This is a genomic window from Rheinheimera sp. 1928-s, assembly GCF_029269265.1.
In the GTDB taxonomy this organism is placed as follows: Bacteria; Pseudomonadota; Gammaproteobacteria; order Enterobacterales; family Alteromonadaceae; genus Pararheinheimera.
In genome coordinates, this window is the sequence record NZ_JARIXP010000001.1 from 129,080 (window position 1) to 145,850 (window position 16,771).

The following is a 16,771-nucleotide window of genomic DNA, read 5'->3' on the forward strand; positions in this document are numbered from 1 at the left end:
CAATGGATGTCGTCAGATCTATGGCAATGAAGCCTGAAACTCTGACTATTTCAATGAATTAAGAGAGGTGCGAGGGTGGTGCACGCGCTGCATAACAGCTTTGCTGCGCTTTATTGAAGTGGGTATCTGGTTGTTGATAAAAACGATTCTGTGCTGCAGGAAATTCAAAACTATTCCAGCAGACTGCGCTTTTATCGTCATCAGTTGGGGTTTCTGTTAAGTCGACAGTGGAATGAGTGGCAGAGGCCACCAGAGCAACGGTGAAGTTTTTATTCGCTTGTTGTAAATCTACCCAACTGCTGGACGCAGAATGGCCTGCTGAAGGAAACAGCAAACTCAGGTAAAACAACACTGCGATAAAACTTAAATACTTCATTTTTCGCGCCCGGTAAGAACCAATACAGCTTGGTCTTTTCCTGACTATAGCAGCGTTGTTTTTTAAAATGCAAATAAAAAAATGAAAAAAGTGATAAAGATTGTTGTGGAGATCGACACTTTCCTTGTGTCAGATCAATAAAAGCCTGCTGTTGAGTAAGTAAAAGCAGTTGATTTTTTTAGCGCTTTACAAAAACTTCATGCCCTGTTTTAACAGCCAGGCAATAATCAGCAAGGTTAAAAATCCAGTCAGGTACAACACCACAAACCATTGGCCCTGGGAAAGTTTATTTAACCATTTCATCAGTAGCCCTCCTGATAATCTTCAATTTTTCCGGCAAAAATCTTATAGCCCCATAAAGTGTAAGCACAAATAAGAGGTAAAAATATAAAGATACCGGGCAGCATAAACATCAGACTGCTGTCAGGCGCTGCGGCTTCCAGATAGGTCAGTTGGCGTGGCAGCAAGTAAGGGAATACACTGACCAGTAAACCGACAAAAGCCAGCAAAAACAAGCCTGAAGCCAGCCAGAACGGCCGTTCTTCATGACGTTCCTGCACAGCAGTTTCCGCTTTATGGCTGCGGTTTACCCGGCCTAAGTCGCGGAATAATAAACGGGCGGCAAGCACCGACAACAGAGGCAGTGGGATTAACCATAAAGCATGCCAGCCGCCAAACCAGCGAACCCGAATTTCCGGCTCTATCCAGACAGTCCAGAGGCTGACCAGCAGCATGGATAACATCACAATCAATACTAAACGCTGGCCATAGCGGGCTGCTTTGTGTTGCAACTCGCCACGGCTTTTCATCACCAGATAACAACAGGCCAGCAGGGCATACCCCGCCATTACGGCTAAACCACAAAATAAACTGAAAGGGCTGAGCCAGCTAAAACTGGACTGATCAATAAAATCTGTTGGCACACCTTGTACTAAAGTGCCCAGCATCAGGCCCTGACAGAACGCAGCAAGGCTGGATCCAATGGCAAAAGCTGAGTTCCAATATTTCTTTGAAGTATCTGATTTAAAACGGTATTCAAAAGCCACACCACGGAAAATCAAGCCTATCAACATCAGTACTATCGGCAGATAAAAAGTGGAGGCAATAGCGGCGTAAGCGGCAGGGAAGGCACCAAATAATATGACGCCCCCAAACACCAGCCAGGTTTCGTTGCCATCCCAGACGTGAGCGACAGACCGCATCAAATGGTCGTGTTCAGCATCGCTGTTAAACCAGGGGTACAAAATTCCCATGCCAAGATCAAAACCATCCAGCAGCACATACATCAGAATGGCAAAGCCAAGCAGCAACAGATAAAACAGGCTTACACTCAGTTCCAGCTCCATTAGTTGGCTCCTTTTGGATCAGTGGCAGGGGAATTTGATGTTTCAGCATCAGTGGCTAAGGTTTTGGTAAAAGACAGCGCATAACCTGACGCTTTTACGCCTATACGTTGTTGTTGCAGATGATCGACAGGTGCCGGGCCTTTTTTGATCAGCTTACGCATAAAGTACAGGTACACAGCAAACAGCAGGCTGTAGGTCAGCACAAACAAGGTCAGCGAAAACAGTACCCTTTCTGCAGGTAAGGGGCTGACCACTTCACTGGTACGAACCAAACCATAAATAATCCAGGGCTGACGGCCAATTTCAACCACATACCAGCCTGCTAACACCGCAATAATTCCTGTGGGTGCCATAAAGCTGACAGGCCAGAGGAACCAGTTACTTTGATACAAAGTGCCACGCCAGCGCAGGTAAGCACCCAGCAGCGCGACGCCTATCATCAGCATGCCAATGCCGACCATCACGCGGAAGCTGAAAAACACCATAGGTACATTAGGTCTGTCGGCTGCAGGCACTGATTTTAAGCCTTGCAACTCGCCGTCCCAACTGTGGGTCAGTATTAAGCTTGCCAATCCTGGCACTGCAACTTCATAGTGATTTTTTTCAGCTTTCATATCAGGTAAAGCAAACAGCAACAGTGGCACATTGGCTTCAGTTGGAGCCCAGATCCCTTCCATGGCCGCCAGTTTGACTGGTTGGTGTTCTTTCACGTTTAAGCCATGCAAGTCACCCACCCAGGCTTGCAGCGGAGTCAACACCAACGCTATCCATAAGGTCATAGACAAACCCTTGCGGCCAAAATCTATATGTTGGCCTTTGCGTAAATACCAGGCATGAGTGGCCATCACCACAAAAGTGGCTGTGATAAAAGCGGCTAATAACATATGGAAAAAGCGGTAGGGCATAGAGGGGTTAAAAATCACTTCCATCCAGCTGACCACTTCAAACTTGCCATCAACAAACTGATGCCCTTGTGGGGTTTGCATCCAGGAATTGGCTGCAATAATCCAGAACGCAGAGATCCAGGTTCCCACTGCCACTGTGACAGTGGCGAAAAAGTGCATTCTGGCGCTGACGCGTTGCCAGCCAAATAACATCACCCCTAAAAATCCGGCTTCAAGGAAAAAGGCGGTCAGCACTTCATAGGCCATTAAAGGCCCAATCACTGCACCTGCCATTTCGGAGAATTTGGAGAAGTTAGTACCAAACTCATAAGACAAAACAATGCCTGACACCACTCCCATACCAAAGGTAATGGCAAAAGGTTTGATCCAGAACTTAGCCAGTTGCAGATACTGCGGGTTACCGGTTTTCAGCCATAAACCTTCCCAGATCGCAATCAGAGTGGCTAAACCTATAGTGATAGAAGGAAAAATAATATGGAAGCTTACCGTAAAAGCAAACTGGAGCCGGGATAGGATACTGACATCAAGTTCCATAACTACCTCAGTTTTTAGACGTTTTGATCCGGCTTAACACAGCAGGCGCTATGGCCACGGATAATAACAGCAACATGGTCAGCAATTCGGCCGCAAAAATAGACAGGTCAGGCATAGTGTTCTCTTTGTTGACAAGTTATACAGCAATCAGGCTGCTTAGCTTTGTAGTGCCAGAATCAGGCCATAATTTATTATTTTTATAACATAATGATTTTAAATGAATAAAATTTAATGTTTGCAGGGGTTGTTAACTTGGTTTACGCTTTTAAATAGAAGTGGTGACAACTAAGTTGACGGAAAACTGTGGATTTGATTTTAGCTTTTGAGCTGATGATGTTAGTCACCAGTGCTTGTGCTGCGCTGATGTCGGGTTGGTTATGGTGGCATTCGCGTTATCAACGCACGCTGGCAGGCCTTGCAGGCTTTGGTGCCATGATGGCGCTCTGGTGTCTGGGGCACATTTTTGTATTACATAATGAGCCGCAGTTAGGCCGCTATTTATTATTGGCCAATCCCTTGATGCCGACCTTTTTTCTGCATTTTGCGTTGCGTTTTGTCGAGCAGGATCAGGTAAAAGCCCCTTGGCTGGGCTGGGCTCGTCGCCATATTGGCTGGTTGTATTTTCTGACCGCTCTGGTTGTGCTGCTGAGCTGGAGCCTTGATGCCGGTGATGTGCTGCACAGTGTTGCTTTGGGTCAGGTTTTTGTTTTTCACTCCTACGGTTTTTTAAATCTGCTCTATACAGTGGTTCTGGGTGTATTAGCTCATGCCGTATTGTGGTACGGCTGGCGTTATCACCAGGGCAATAAAAAACGTTCAATAGTGGCGATGTTTTTAGCCGGTGGCTGGGGTTTATTGCTGGCGACTCCGGTTGTGTTCCCTTCCTTTGGGCTGGACTGGTTTCCTTATCCTATGTTGTTGCTGCCCAGCTATCCGGTGTTGTTGGTCTATGGCGTGGTGCGTTATCAGATGCTGGCGGTAAATGCGCTGGCCAACAGGGCCTTACTCTGGCTGGTGATGTCCTTGTTATTGCTGTTATTGATGGCGCTGGTCAGCTCTATCTTTGGTCAGTTGGGCATGCAGGCGCTGGCGAGTGTACCTGGCTGGCAATTGTGGTTGTATTCCAGTCTGGTGTTGTTGCTAACCGCAGCCTGTTACCGGCCTGTGGCTAAACTAGCTGAGCGGTTAATTTACCCTGGATCCACTTTGGATCCGGCGCTGATCAACTTCTGGCGTCAGCAACTGGGTCACTGTCAGAACTGGGTTCAATTGTGTGAAAAATCCTCTGAACTCTTATCTGCAGCGCTAAAACAAAAAGTGCAGGTGGAATTACCCACAGCGACCGCAGGACGCCTTACGGATGGAGTTGCTGATAAAAGCCAGCTACAAATTCGCTGTTACAATCAGCAAGGCCAGTGGCAAGTGCAGTTATTGGGCTGGGACGATATGACGCCTGGCATACGTTTAATGGCCGAAGTCTTTGGCTCTTTGCTTGGCAGCTGCTGTGAGTTGCTGGCGCAATCGTTGCAATTGGCTGAAGCTGAAAAACAGCAGTTGTCGCAACAACATCTGGTGGAGATGGGCGCTTTGGCCGCTTCTATGGCACATGAATTGCGCAACCCGCTGAATATTATTTCGATGGCCTCTGCTGGCGTGGATGCTGAGTTGCGTGGTCATATTCAGCAGCAACTGAAAAGAGCCGACCGGCTGATTTCCGATATGTTGGTGTACTCAGGCCGGTTGCAGCTGCAATACAGTCAGATGGAACTGGAACCTCTGTTGCAAAGTTTGTTGCAGCAGTTTGACTGGCAGCAGGTAAAGCTGGAACTGAAAGTACCAGCAGGCCTGATGCTGCGGGCCGATCAGCACAGAGTGCAGCAGGTGTTTTTAAATTTATTCGATAACGCCAATGCTTTCTTACGTAACCAGGCCAATGCATCTTTGCTGATTGAAGTGACACAGACCAGCGAGCAAATTCAGCTTAGAGTGCATAACAATGGCCCTGCCCTGGATGCCAGTTTAACCACTGAACAGTTATTCCGGCCTTTTATCAGCAAACGTAGCGGTGGCAGTGGTTTAGGTTTGGCCATAGTGAAACGTATTATGGATGCCCATCAGGGCCAGATCAGTTTCCGTACTGATTTGGGTTGGCCTGTCAGTTTTGAACTTTTGTTTCCGAAGGATATTCCTCATGTTTAGCGCAACAACGCCAAACCCGGCGCGCATTTTAATAGTGGATGATGAACCGGCCTTTCGTTTATTAGCCGAACGTTTTTTACAGCAACAAGGTTATCAGGTGGCAGGAGCCGCTAATCTGGAAGAAACCCGCAGTAAATTGCAGCAGTTTGATGCCGACTTAATTTTATTGGACTTGGCGTTACCTCCTGCGTTTGACCCCGCCCATACGCTGGCTGCTGTGCCAGAATTCTCCAGCAGACCAGTCATTATTTTAACCGGGCATGCCGAGCGGGAGCTGGCGTTGCAGGCTATAGCCCAGGGCGCGTGGGACTTTATTGCCAAACCCATAGATCCGGAATTATTGGCTGTAGTGGTGAAACGGGCTATCACTAAACATCAGCTGGAAAAAGAGCTGAGTCAGTTAAAACAAGGTTTGCAGCAGCATAGTTTTTTGCCGAAGTTGGCTGGTCATTCGCGACATATGGAAACAGTTCGAACCTTAGTGCAGCGTATAGCGCCCACTGAAGTGCGGGTGCTGGTGACAGGGCCATCCGGCACAGGTAAAGAAGTGATTTCACGGGCTTTGCATGAGCTAAGTCCACGCTCTGGCAAAGCTTTTGTCTCAGTTCATTGTGGCGCTATTCCGGCTGAACTGCTGGAAAGTGAGCTGTTTGGTTATGTCAAAGGGGCTTTTACCGGTGCAGATAAAGACCGGCAGGGTTTATTAAAATTAGCGGATGGCGGCACCTTATTTCTGGATGAAATTGGTGAGATGCCGTTGGCCATGCAGGTGAAATTACTGCGGGTACTGCAAGAGGGCACTTTTTATCCTGTCGGCGGGCGTGAGCAGCAAAGAATTGATATCCGCTTAGTGTCGGCCACCAACGCCAATCTGCCGGATTTAGTCAAACAAGGTAAGTTTCGTGAAGATCTGTATTACCGCATCAAAGGCGTGACTATCGAAACAGTGGCCTTAGATGAGAGGCGGGAAGATATTCCTTTGCTGATCCAGTTTTTTCTGGAGCAACTTAGCCAGCAGTATGGCCAGAAACTGCAATTGGAATCGGCGGCTATCAGCTGGTTTTTGCAAAAACACTGGCCAGGTAATGTGCGTGAATTAAAGAATACGCTGGAAAGTGTCGCTGCTATAGCTCAACAAGGGGTGATCCGGGTCGCAGATATTCAGTTGCTGCATCTGGAGCATCAAAGCACGCCAACAGCCAGCGAACTCTTGCCAGGATCGGATTTAAGTAGTCTGGATGAACAGGTCAAAGCATTGGAGATCCGTTTAATTCAGCAGGCCATGGCCCAACATAAAGGCAATAAGAGTCAGGCCTCACGTGTTTTGGGTATTTCCCGTCAGGGCTTACTGAAAAAAATTGAGCGTTACGGCCTGACAGATTTGGGTGATGACTAACCCATCCTGTCTATACTGAAGTAGTTAGCCAAAAGGAGTACCAGCTATGACCGATTTTATTGCCCATGGTAAATTCAGCGTCACACCTCAAGGCGAAGTTTTATTGTGTGAAATTCAGGGGGCCTGGAACAAAGAGGGTTCAGAACAACTTATTGAGGATCTGAAAGCACAGGTACAAGGCTTTGCCGGTAAAAAATGGGCCAGGGTTATGGATATGCAAGGTTGGGAGCTGGCAACACCTGATGCTATCAGTGAGATGACAGCCTTTAGCGCCTGGGAAGATCAACATGGCTGTGTGCTGCGCTGTTTTGTCGGTTTGAATACAGTTCAGCAACAATTGCTGGAAATGAAATACCAGCACTCACATAAACCCCAACATTTTAGCCACACAGATACAGCGTTAAGCTACGCCAAACAATTTTTGCAGCGCCTTTAATCCTTGCCCCAGAAACCCAATACAGAGCAAAAGCTTAACGGTAATTTGTTATTGCTCTGTGATCCATGCTGCTTTAAAGTCATGTCACTTTAATGTAAAGCAGAACTGACCATGGAAGAGTTAAAACAGGCAACTGACGACGCGAGCTTGTCTGCTGAAATTATCAGCCCCCGTTATGGCCAGCAAATGGACCAACAGGTTGATACTGAACTAAAAAACCTGAGCCGCTTTTTTCTGAAACACCCAAGTTTAGCTTTAACCTTCGGTTATTTAGTCGCCAGTGTGATGGGATTGATTTTTACTATTTCCTTGCTGGATGAGTTTCAGTTTTATGCTTTGCCTTATCTGGAACTGACCGATTTTTTACTGGCCGCTATTTCTCATCCCAAAACCATATTGGATTTAATCATAGGCATTTTTTCTGTAGCTGTTGCGATCTGGTTTGAACGCAAGTGCAGGAACAAATACTTGCGGTATGCCGCGTGGATAGATAGGTATTACCATTCAACTTCATGGTTACCGAATTGGGTCTGGGGATTTCTCGCTTTTGTTTGTTATCTGTTTTTTGCCAGTAGTAAGCAGGTACCAGAGATAGCTCAGGCAATTAAAACGCATCAAACAGAGCAATATCAACTTAGCCTGATTTATCCCATTCAACCTGGTGGCGAAGAAATTCGGCAGTTGAATGAAGTGCAGATTATTACCCGCAGCGTTAGCTACTTATGGATTTATCATCAGGACCAGGTCAAGCTTATTCCACATGCCAATGTGGCGGCTTTAATTCCGGTATTGAATAAAGAGCTGGATGAAAAAGCCCAGCTCAAGACTACAGAAAAGGCCGTGAAAAAAGCTGATAAAGCAGCTGTTACAGAGAAAACTCCAGCCCCGGTGAAAAGCTAGGGGCTATCAACCAAAAGAAGCGTAATAAGCTTTAGTCAGCACTTTTTCCAGAGCCGCAGCGGCAGCTTCTTTAATTGGCATATTCTGCTTACTGAGTTCGTAGTCCAACTGAGCAATTTGGGCTTTGTGGTTCATCATCATAGGTGGAACTTCAATCGTCAGACTGAGTTCTGCCGCCACCACAGCTGCGGGTTCATCTGCGCGTATCACTTTGCAAATCGACAGTAAGATTTCACCTTCACGACCACGGTAACCTGCTGCACCAAACATACGGCACACTGCAGGTCTGTAGGCATAAATACTACAGTGACCGCTTTTACGATCCTCTGAAGAGGCCTGATAAAAAAAACAGCTCTCCTGCTCGTGTTGTTGTATGGCTTCGAGGGTGCTTTCTGCTGTGCCTTGTTCGTGCAAATAAAGTGCTAAAGGCAGCATTTCAAGCACTGAGGCTTCAATGCCCGGATGCAGACAACATTCACCACATCCGGTGCGGCAAAACAGCTTACGATCGTTCTGGTAACCACTATAAGTTTGAGCAATTTCGTCATTGAGGATCATTAACGTCGAGGCTGTGTCGCGCAGCTGCTGCATAGGTTCTCCGAACAAACAGCAAAACCCCATCTGGGGCGGGGCGCTATTGTAATGACAGCGATTGAGACTCAGCAATAGGGCGCAAAAAATATACTTTGGTTGCTGAAAATGGGGACGGTTGCTGGTGTTATTCCTGTTGATAAAGAGGGCGGGGTTTGGCTATGCCGTAGCCTTGAGCGAAGTCGATTCCCATCTCTGTCAGCTTGTGACAAATCTCCATGTTTTCAACGTATTCGGCTACGGTTTGGATTTTCATAGCCCTGGCTATATCGTGAATAGACTGCACTATGGCGCAATCAAATGGGTCGATCAGTAAGTCACGGACAAAACTACCGTCGATTTTGACAAAGTCGACCGGGAAGTTTTTCAGATAACCATAAGAAGAAAAACCACTGCCAAAGTCATCCAAAGCAAACTTACAGCCTAAAGTGCGGAAATGGGAGATAAAATCCAGCGTCTGATGCACATTTAAAATCGCCATGCTTTCAGTGATTTCAAAACACACCTTGGCAAAAGGAATTCGGTATTCACGAAACAACGAGGCGACATAAGCTTTAAATAACGGATCTGTTAATGAAGCGCCGGATAAATTGATATTGGCTAAACTCAGTTCTGCCAGATGAGCAGGTTGTTGTGCCAGCCAACGGAAGTAGTTGCGGATCACCCAACGGTCTATTTGCGGCATCAGACCATAACGTTCTGCTGAGCTTAAGAAGCTGCCCGGTGCTATCAGCCCCTGATCCGGCAAAGATAAACGCAATAACAGCTCATAATGCAAACCCGGCTGAGTCTGCTGTATTGCTGCTATAGGCTGCATAAAGAGCACAAAATTATCTTGTTCCAGTGCCTGACGTAAGGTTTTTAACCACTGAATTTCAGACTGATGCCGTTGCAGCTCTTCATCATCGGCATTAAACATATGAATACGGTTGCGGCCTTTTTCTTTTGCGACAAAACAGGCGGAGTCTGCTTGTTTTAACCAATGTTCAGTACTTTTATTGCCGTCTGAATTTTCCGCCAGACCAATACTTACGCTGATACTGAATACGCTGTCCTGCCAGATAAAACGAAACTCTTTGACTGTGTCCAACAACTGACGGGCAATAGCAAAAGCCTCATTGCTGCTCAGATCGGGCAGCAACACCACAAATTCGTCACTTTCCAGCCGGGCTAAAATACCTCTGTTATCCAGCACTCTTTGCATTTGATTACTGATTTGGCATAACAAGGCATCACCTGCTCTGTGGTCGCAGGTGGTATTGATCAGTTTAAACTGGTCTATATCCAGATAAAGCAAAGTGGCCTTGTGCTCAGATCGCAACGCCAGTTCCAGCTGCTCAATAAAATAATGCCGGTTGTACAAAGACGTCAGCGGGTCGTGTGTGGCCAGATAAGCCAGCTGTTCGGTATTTTGTTTATGGGCTGTGATATCGACTATAGAACCATGCACATAAGCACTTTGCACGCCGTCTCCTTCTGCCAGCCTGGCCGACATTAAAGCCCAAAATGCTGAGCCGTCGGAGCGTAAACCTCTGATTTCAAAATTCTTATTGTCACCCAACTGCAGTTGTTTCAGCATCTGCACTCTGTCTTCCGGATTGGCGTAATACCGCGCCATACTGGATTTCGCCACATCCTGCTGCATTTGCTGCAAATTTTGATAACCCAGCATAGTCAGTAATGCCTGATTCGCTGTAATTAATTGGCCCTGCAAAGTGCTGGTAAACATACCTTCAACAGCATTGTGATAAATATCGTAATACTGCTGCAAATGGGAGTGAGCAAGGCGCTGATGATCCTGACTTTGTTGTTGAGTGCCTTTGATATTTTGCAGCAAGCTGAAGCTCATCAGCGCCATGCTGCCCATCACTGCCATCAATAACAGGTATTGCCAGGCCTGAGCCGTTGGTAAATAACCAATTTGCGATAAAGCCAGCACAACGATGCAACCAAAGAAAAATGCCCAGCCTAAGGCAAAAGTTTTGGCGGTGCGGTCGCCTTTAATGGCGTGCATCAAGGCAAACAGGGTGTTTACACCTAAACATAAAGTGGTGACCACCAATAAGCCCCAGAATCGTAATTGGTTATTGGCGTACAGTGGGCTGAACAGCAATAACAAGGCGCTGATTAAACACAAATAAAAGCCAAAACGCCCCAGTATTCCGCCTTGTTGTTTGCGGACATGCCAGCTAAACAGCGTTAGACAAGTGTAGGTTGCACCAGCGGCCACATACAAAATAGCCTGATTAATTTCCGGATAGTCGGGCCAAAGCATCGCAAAGGCCAGACCATTTAAAATAGCCAGCACCAGAGCGCAGTTGATAAAAAAGCCTGAATAATACAAATAGAGCCGCTGTTGCACTGAAAAAAACAAAAACAGGTTGTAGATCGCCATCAGCAATAAAACACCACATAGCAGGCCATCCAGAATGTTTTTATACAGCTGGTCCAATACAAAGTTGTTGTGTTGCCATAAGGTCAGTTGCACTGGGGCTACTGCTGCATCCTGCACTTTAATAAAGAGGTCAAGTTCCTGGCCTGGTTCAAAGTTGATTGGAAATGCGAAACTTCGATACGCCAGAGCGCGCTGATAAAAAGGCACCGAAGCACCAGTGCTGCTTAACAGCTGCAGATCATTTTTTTCCCTGTTGTAGCTATACACCTTCACCAAATCGGCCAGCGGAAAGTCATAATGCAGCACAGTCTGAATAGGGGTCTGGCCTTTGTAGTGTAAGCGAGCAAATAACCACAAAGACTGATCTGGACTTTGCAGCGACTTTTTGTATTCGGTCACCAGACGAAAGGCATGATGCCGTTCAGGATCAAAGATCAGCTCTTCCAGCGGCAAGGCTTTGTGGCTTTGTTGAAAATACAGCGAAGGCCCTAATTCCTGACGGCTAAGCTGTTTATCAAAGTGATTCACCTGAGCATGAAAAGCAAAAACATTGCTGCAAAACATCAGCAGCATCAGCCACCATAGCTTTAATACATGCTGCAGTTTTACCTTCATCCGATCCTCAAAGTACTGAATTCTTTTGCTAATTCTGACAGTAACATAGCGCTGCCCGAACTGTCAGCCGTCACCCAAAAACTTTCGCTGTAGTCTTCATAACAAAAAGTAAAAGCTTCATTAGCGAAACTTAACCCCAGCTCTACCCTGTCTGCACCGTAAGATAAAGTGCCAATTTTGATTGAGCTTTGTGCAAACCATAGCTTGCACTGCTGCACTTGTTCAAACCGCATCGGCCATAAAGGAGTCAGCAGCAGCTGTTTTGGCTCAACTTGGACAATAAAACTGTTTATAGCACTTTGGTTCATAAGGCTTCCGTTAACTGCTGCAGGAGATATCCATTCCTTTGCCCCAATCTGGTGGCGGGGCAGCAAAAGCTTCTTTGCCTGCTTGTGGCTGATAAGGATTCTGCAGTACCTGCATCAGTTCATGTAAAGGTGCTGTATTCCCTTGTTCTGCAGCTTCAATGGCTTGTTGAGCTAAGTAGTTTCTCAATATATACAATGGGTTGATGCTATTCATCAGGTTTTTACGTTCAACCAGTGTGTCTGGCTCCAGCATCAGACGAGCACGATACAATTCAGCCCATTGATCAAAAGCGGCGACATCCAACATATGATCACGAACAGAAGAGCCTGTTGCGTCATCAGAAAAATCTGCCAGACGGCGGAAACTTAAACTGTAGTCCTGCTGCTGTTGCTGCAATAACGCCAGCCATTGGCCTATTAAGGCGCGGTCTGATTGCTGTTGTGTACTAAGACCGATTTTTTTGCCCATCAATGTCATGTAGTGATCCACCAAGGTTGGTTCATACAAGCCAAGTGCCGAGCGTAAGTCTTCGACTTCAATCAAAGGGGATAATGCATGTGCCAGTGCATTAAGGTTCCACAAGCCTATACCTGGTTGTTCATCAAAGGCATAACGGCCACTGTGATCTGAATGATTGCAGATATAACCCGGCTGATAATCATCTAAAAAAGCATAAGGGCCGTAATCAAAACTCAGGCCTAAAATCGACATATTGTCTGTGTTCATCACGCCATGGTTAAAACCCACGGCTTGCCACTGGCTGATCAGCTCTGCTGTACGTACTACGACTTGTTGCAACATAGCCAAAGCAGGATTTGCGGCATTCAGGCAGTCGGGGAAATGCTGCTGCACTGTAAAATCGACCAGCCGTTGTAGCTGGTTCTTATCGCCAGTGTAAAAACAGTGTTCAAAGTGACCAAAACGGATATGGCTTGGGCAAACCCGTATGACCATAGCCCCTTGTTCTATAGTTTCGCGTTGCACAGGCTCGGTGCTGCCGACCAGACTTAGAGCTCTGCTGGTAGGAATACCCAGATGATGCATAGCTTCGGAGGCTAAAAACTCACGTATGCTGGAGCGTAATACCGCACGGCCATCACCAAAACGTGAATAAGGGGTGCGGCCCGCGCCTTTTAAATGTAAATCGTAACGCATGCCATCGCGGCCCTGAAGATCCCCCAACAGCAAACCACGACCATCGCCTAGTTCAGGGTTGTATTGACCAAACTGGTGGCCTGCGTACTTTTGCGCTACTGGTTTGCTGCCGACAAACAGCTTTTTACCACTTAAGTAGTCAGCGGCATCTGTTTGGCTACAAAACGCGGTGGGGAGTTGCAACAAAGCTGCAGTATCAGCACTAAAGGCTAAAAGTTTGGGCTCTGCAAATGGAGTCACAGCGACAGCGCTGACTAAATCAGGCAAATGCGTGGCATAAGTGGAACTTAAAATAAGTGACATAACCAATCCCAAAACTGCGATGGCCTATTGTGGTTGCTGTATCTGCTTAGCTCAAGCGCTTTCTGGTGTTGAGGCTACACTTTGGATGTATTTTGCGCTCTGACTTGTATAAACAAGTGCTTAGGTCTTTAATGGACAAAAGATCTAAAAAAATAAACTCAAAGTCCATATTCAGGGAGAATAACAATAATGCGATTTATGCCGTTGATAGTATTAGTTTTAGTCGGGTTCTCTTTACCAGCTATGGCACAAGACCCTGTCGCTGGAAAAACCAAAGCTGCGGTCTGCGCTGCTTGCCATGGTGCAGAAGGGGTGTCTGTTATTCCGGATTACCCGAACTTAGCAGGGCAAAAAGTGAAGTATCTGGAGAGCTCTATTAAAGCTTACCGTGATGGTCAGCGTAAACATGCGGTGATGTCGCCTATGGCGGCAGGTTTGTCTGATGCGGATATTCTGGATTTAGCGGCCTATTTTGCGGCTTTGCCTGCGAATAAATAGGTATGGGTTGTAACAGGGCGGCCGCTGGAGCTGCCGCCAGATGTGGAAAATCAGTTTTTATCTGCGGGCTCTTCTGAGGAAACCAGCCACTGCAAACCCACATTTAAAACGCCGTTGACCACATCTGGCAGCAAAGAAGAATCCGGTTTCCGATGCTGCTGTTCTGCTTGTTTTTCTCTGGCTTCAACGCTATTTCCCATACCATCCAGAAAAGATTGAGCAGCCTGATGCTTATCGTAGCTACTGCAACCAGTCATTAATGCTGCACTGGCCAGAATGGCAATAAAACCAAATCCATGTCTTTGCATAAGCTTTTCCTTTGCTAATTGGTGATGGGTCTAAAGCTGTAATTGAGGCGACAGGTTAATCTGAATGCTTTTTTGTGTCAATGTAACGTTAATCGCCGGCTAAATAATCACTGATTAAATCAAGGAAATCTGCGCCATAGCGGCCCAGTTTGGTTTGGCCTACACCGCTGATGGCTAAAAACTCCACGCTATTGGTGGGGCAGGCTTGTGCCATTTCTATCAGCGTAGCGTCTGAGAACACTACAAAAGGCGGCACGTCGTCGCGTTCTGCTATGGCTTTACGCAGTACTTTTAAGCGGGCGAACAGTTTACGGTCATAGTTCTGTGGCGCTGTGGTTTTGCTACTGCTGCTGGCCTTGGTTTGCACCAGACGTGGCACAGCCAGTTGCAGACTTTGTTCTGCCCTGAGTACAGCGCGGGCAGCTTCTTGTAGCTTTAATACCGAGTGCTGGCTGATATCCTGCTGCAACAAACCACAATGCACTAACTGGCGCAAAATACTCAGCCAATAATCGTGAGACTGATCTTTGCCTATGGCAAAGGTGGACAGTTTATCGTGACCCAGCTCATGTATACGGCTGGTTTGGCTGCCGCGCAATACGTCAATAACATGGTTCATACCAAAACTTTGATTCACTCTGTACACACAGGACAAAGCTTTTCGTGCCAGCTCAGTGGCATCAAACTGTTTCGGCGGGTCGATACAGATATCGCAGTTGCCACAAGGTTTCTGACTGGATTCACCAAAATAGTTCAGCAGCACTAAACGCCGGCAGGTTTGCGCCTGGGCAAAAGCTGCCATTTGGTTAAAACGCTGCAAAGCGACTTCGGTTCTGCTGTTATTTTCGTCTTTTTCTATCCAGCTGCGCATCCGGGCTATATCGGCAGGGTCGACCAGCATCAAAGCTTCAGCGGGCACACCGTCACGGCCAGCGCGGCCTGTTTCCTGATAATAAGCTTCTATGGTGCGCGGCAGTTCAAAGTGGATGACAAAACGTATATTGGATTTGTTCACGCCCATACCAAAAGCCACAGTAGCGATAATCAACTGAATTTGGTCTTTTTTAAAGGCTTCCTGTACCGAGTTGCGTTGCTCGTTAGTTAAGCCTGCGTGATAAGCCGCCACCTGAAAGCCTTTGCCCGCCAGCTGTTCGGTCAGCTCGTCGACTTTGCGGCGGGAGGCGCAATAAATAATGCCGCTTTGTTGTTCCTGCAGCTTCAGGTAATTGACCACCTGTTCCAGCGGACGGAATTTTTCCTGCACTGTGTAGCGGATGTTAGGCCGGTCAAAGCTGCCGACAGAGACATAAGGTTGTTGTAAATTCAGCTGGCGGCTGATGTCTTTTTGCGTGGCCGGATCGGCTGTGGCTGTCAGCGCCATCATAGGCACATGCGGAAAATACTGCTTGAGCTGCGCCAGTTCAGTGTAATGCGGCCTGAAGTCGTGACCCCACTGCGAGATACAGTGTGCTTCGTCTATGGCAAACAAACTGACACCCACTTCCGCCAGGCGCGACATAAAGTCCGGTTGCAACAAACGCTCTGGAGCCAGATACAACAGCTTCAGCTGCTGGTTACGTAAACGGCGGATCACATCCTGAATTTCTTCTCTGCTTTGGCTGCTGTTTATAAACTCAGCGGCAATACCGTTGGCCTGTAACGCGTCGACCTGATCTTTCATCAGCGACATTAAAGGCGAAACGACCACGGTGACATAAGGCAGTAGCAGAGCAGGTAACTGATAACACAGCGATTTTCCGCCACCTGTTGGCATTAACACAAAAGTGTCCTGACCGCTCAGGCAAGCCTGGATCACCTCCAGTTGTCCATGACGGAACTGGCTGTAACCAAAAGCTTGTTTTAAGGTGTCGAACAATATCTGTGGCAAAGGACAAGGCTGCATTATGAAAAATCTGGCGCATTGTAATCAAAAGCAGCGGAACTGTCTTGGGCATTGTGTCATTGGCTGTACTGGGGTAAATTCCTTACTGCTCTTACCAGTCACATTGAGAACCTTATGCACGCCGATCAGTTACTGCCTTTTATCGCTAATACCTTTGACCAGATGCCTTTTAACAGATTGTTGGGTTTAAAAGTGACGCGTTTTGATGAACAACAAGCTGAAGTGCGTTTTGACTGGGCAGGCCAACTGGTGGGTAATCCGGTGCAGCAAATTTTACATGGCGGTGTCATTGCCTCAGTGCTTGATGTGGTCGGTGGCTTAATGGCAGTGTCCAGTGCCTTAAGCCGGTTCGGTGATATAGCAGACGCTGAACTGGCGGAAAAACTCGGTAAAATGAGCACTATAGATATTCGTACCGATTACTTAAGACCAGGCCGTGGTCAGCAGTTTATTGCTACAGCTCAGGTGATCCGCACTGGTAATAAGGTTTGTGTTTGCCGCATGGAGCTGCATAACGAGCAAGGTATTCATATAGCTTTGGGCACAGGCACCTATCTGGTAGGGTAAAACTAAAACAGCTTTCAGCCAGATTTATCTGATAT

15 protein-coding genes are annotated in these 16,771 nt (G+C 47.0%); 6 read left to right on the forward strand and 9 right to left on the reverse strand.

Annotated elements, in window-relative coordinates; all coding sequences use genetic code 11:
• Positions 1-58: 58 nt before the first annotated feature.
• From P3C17_RS00525 to P3C17_RS00535, 3 genes are all read right to left on the reverse strand, one after another.
• Complete coding sequence (locus P3C17_RS00525) at positions 59-376, reverse strand: hypothetical protein (RefSeq protein WP_233079991.1); 318 nt, start codon at positions 374-376, stop codon at positions 59-61.
• A gap of 302 nt (positions 377-678) precedes the next feature.
• Positions 679-1,722 carry a cytochrome d ubiquinol oxidase subunit II gene (gene cydB, locus P3C17_RS00530; protein WP_300927625.1) on the reverse strand — a complete coding sequence of 348 codons (1,044 nt, stop codon included), beginning with the start codon at positions 1,720-1,722 and terminating at the stop codon, positions 679-681.
• Positions 1,722-3,161, reverse strand: coding sequence for a cytochrome ubiquinol oxidase subunit I (locus P3C17_RS00535; protein ID WP_300927626.1), 1,440 nt, complete (start codon positions 3,159-3,161; stop codon positions 1,722-1,724). The genes cydB and P3C17_RS00535 overlap by 1 nt, the downstream gene beginning before the upstream one ends.
• A 303-nt stretch (positions 3,162-3,464) precedes the next feature.
• Here P3C17_RS00535 and P3C17_RS00540 point away from each other — a divergent pair, with 303 nt between their 5' ends.
• The 4 genes from P3C17_RS00540 to P3C17_RS00555 all read left to right on the forward strand — a co-directional run bounded on the left by P3C17_RS00540 (position 3,465) and on the right by P3C17_RS00555 (position 8,092).
• Positions 3,465-5,360 carry a sensor histidine kinase gene (locus tag P3C17_RS00540; RefSeq protein WP_300927627.1) on the forward strand — a complete coding sequence of 632 codons (1,896 nt, stop codon included), beginning with the start codon at positions 3,465-3,467 and terminating at the stop codon, positions 5,358-5,360.
• Positions 5,353-6,756: a sigma-54 dependent transcriptional regulator gene (locus P3C17_RS00545; protein WP_300927628.1), complete on the forward strand. Its 1,404-nt coding sequence runs from the start codon at positions 5,353-5,355 to the stop codon at positions 6,754-6,756. The genes P3C17_RS00540 and P3C17_RS00545 overlap by 8 nt, the downstream gene beginning before the upstream one ends.
• 46 nt (positions 6,757-6,802) lie before the next feature.
• Complete coding sequence (locus tag P3C17_RS00550) at positions 6,803-7,192, forward strand: hypothetical protein (RefSeq protein WP_300927629.1); 390 nt, start codon at positions 6,803-6,805, stop codon at positions 7,190-7,192.
• Positions 7,193-7,303: 111 nt separating this feature from the next.
• Positions 7,304-8,092 (forward strand): hypothetical protein, encoded by a 789-nt coding sequence (locus P3C17_RS00555; protein ID WP_300927630.1) that lies wholly within the window; start codon positions 7,304-7,306, stop codon positions 8,090-8,092.
• Positions 8,093-8,098: 6 nt separating this feature from the next.
• Here P3C17_RS00555 and P3C17_RS00560 read toward each other — a convergent pair whose 3' ends face one another.
• From P3C17_RS00560 to P3C17_RS00575, 4 genes are all read right to left on the reverse strand, one after another.
• The gene (locus P3C17_RS00560) at positions 8,099-8,683 is read right to left on the reverse strand and encodes a YkgJ family cysteine cluster protein (protein ID WP_300927631.1); all 585 of its coding nucleotides are present in this window, start codon (positions 8,681-8,683) and stop codon (positions 8,099-8,101) included.
• 127 nt (positions 8,684-8,810) lie between these two features.
• Positions 8,811-11,693: an EAL domain-containing protein gene (locus tag P3C17_RS00565; RefSeq protein ID WP_300927632.1), complete on the reverse strand. Its 2,883-nt coding sequence runs from the start codon at positions 11,691-11,693 to the stop codon at positions 8,811-8,813.
• Complete coding sequence (locus P3C17_RS00570) at positions 11,690-12,001, reverse strand: DUF3630 family protein (RefSeq protein ID WP_300927633.1); 312 nt, start codon at positions 11,999-12,001, stop codon at positions 11,690-11,692. The genes P3C17_RS00565 and P3C17_RS00570 overlap by 4 nt, the downstream gene beginning before the upstream one ends.
• A 10-nt stretch (positions 12,002-12,011) precedes the next feature.
• A complete protein-coding gene (locus tag P3C17_RS00575) occupies positions 12,012-13,460 on the reverse strand; it encodes a protein adenylyltransferase SelO (RefSeq protein WP_300927634.1) in 1,449 nt (482 codons plus the stop codon).
• Between the two features lie 189 nt (positions 13,461-13,649).
• Between P3C17_RS00575 and P3C17_RS00580 the strand changes: the two genes are divergently transcribed.
• A complete protein-coding gene (locus P3C17_RS00580) occupies positions 13,650-13,958 on the forward strand; it encodes a cytochrome c (RefSeq protein WP_300927635.1) in 309 nt (102 codons plus the stop codon).
• A 50-nt stretch (positions 13,959-14,008) separates the two neighbouring features.
• Here the strand turns inward: P3C17_RS00580 and P3C17_RS00585 are convergent, their stop codons facing one another.
• Positions 14,009-14,266 carry a hypothetical protein gene (locus P3C17_RS00585; RefSeq protein ID WP_300927636.1) on the reverse strand — a complete coding sequence of 86 codons (258 nt, stop codon included), beginning with the start codon at positions 14,264-14,266 and terminating at the stop codon, positions 14,009-14,011.
• An 88-nt stretch (positions 14,267-14,354) separates the two neighbouring features.
• On the reverse strand, positions 14,355-16,169 hold the full coding sequence (gene recQ, locus P3C17_RS00590; RefSeq protein ID WP_300927637.1) for a DNA helicase RecQ: 1,815 nt from the start codon (positions 16,167-16,169) through the stop codon (positions 14,355-14,357).
• Positions 16,170-16,283: 114 nt separating this feature from the next.
• On the opposite strand from recQ, the gene P3C17_RS00595 reads away from it, so the two are divergent.
• On the forward strand, positions 16,284-16,736 hold the full coding sequence (locus P3C17_RS00595; RefSeq protein ID WP_300927638.1) for a thioesterase family protein: 453 nt from the start codon (positions 16,284-16,286) through the stop codon (positions 16,734-16,736).
• Positions 16,737-16,771: the final 35 nt, after the last annotated feature.

Bases quoted from the DNA above. Each gene is read 5' to 3' on its own strand.
- P3C17_RS00525 (WP_233079991.1), bottom strand. From the start codon at position 376: ATGAAGTATTTAAGTTTTATCGCAGTGTTGTTTTACCTGAGTTTGCTG.
- cydB (WP_300927625.1), bottom strand. From the start codon at position 1,722: ATGGAGCTGGAACTGAGTGTAAGCCTGTTTTATCTGTTGCTGCTTGGC.
- P3C17_RS00535 (WP_300927626.1), bottom strand. From the start codon at position 3,161: ATGGAACTTGATGTCAGTATCCTATCCCGGCTCCAGTTTGCTTTTACG.
- P3C17_RS00545 (WP_300927628.1), top strand. From the start codon at position 5,353: ATGTTTAGCGCAACAACGCCAAACCCGGCGCGCATTTTAATAGTGGAT.
- P3C17_RS00550 (WP_300927629.1), top strand. From the start codon at position 6,803: ATGACCGATTTTATTGCCCATGGTAAATTCAGCGTCACACCTCAAGGC.
- P3C17_RS00555 (WP_300927630.1), top strand. From the start codon at position 7,304: ATGGAAGAGTTAAAACAGGCAACTGACGACGCGAGCTTGTCTGCTGAA.
- P3C17_RS00560 (WP_300927631.1), bottom strand. From the start codon at position 8,683: ATGCAGCAGCTGCGCGACACAGCCTCGACGTTAATGATCCTCAATGAC.
- P3C17_RS00565 (WP_300927632.1), bottom strand. From the start codon at position 11,693: ATGAAGGTAAAACTGCAGCATGTATTAAAGCTATGGTGGCTGATGCTG.
- P3C17_RS00570 (WP_300927633.1), bottom strand. From the start codon at position 12,001: ATGAACCAAAGTGCTATAAACAGTTTTATTGTCCAAGTTGAGCCAAAA.
- P3C17_RS00575 (WP_300927634.1), bottom strand. From the start codon at position 13,460: ATGTCACTTATTTTAAGTTCCACTTATGCCACGCATTTGCCTGATTTA.
- P3C17_RS00580 (WP_300927635.1), top strand. From the start codon at position 13,650: ATGCGATTTATGCCGTTGATAGTATTAGTTTTAGTCGGGTTCTCTTTA.
- P3C17_RS00585 (WP_300927636.1), bottom strand. From the start codon at position 14,266: ATGCAAAGACATGGATTTGGTTTTATTGCCATTCTGGCCAGTGCAGCA.
- recQ (WP_300927637.1), bottom strand. From the start codon at position 16,169: ATGCAGCCTTGTCCTTTGCCACAGATATTGTTCGACACCTTAAAACAA.
- P3C17_RS00595 (WP_300927638.1), top strand. From the start codon at position 16,284: ATGCACGCCGATCAGTTACTGCCTTTTATCGCTAATACCTTTGACCAG.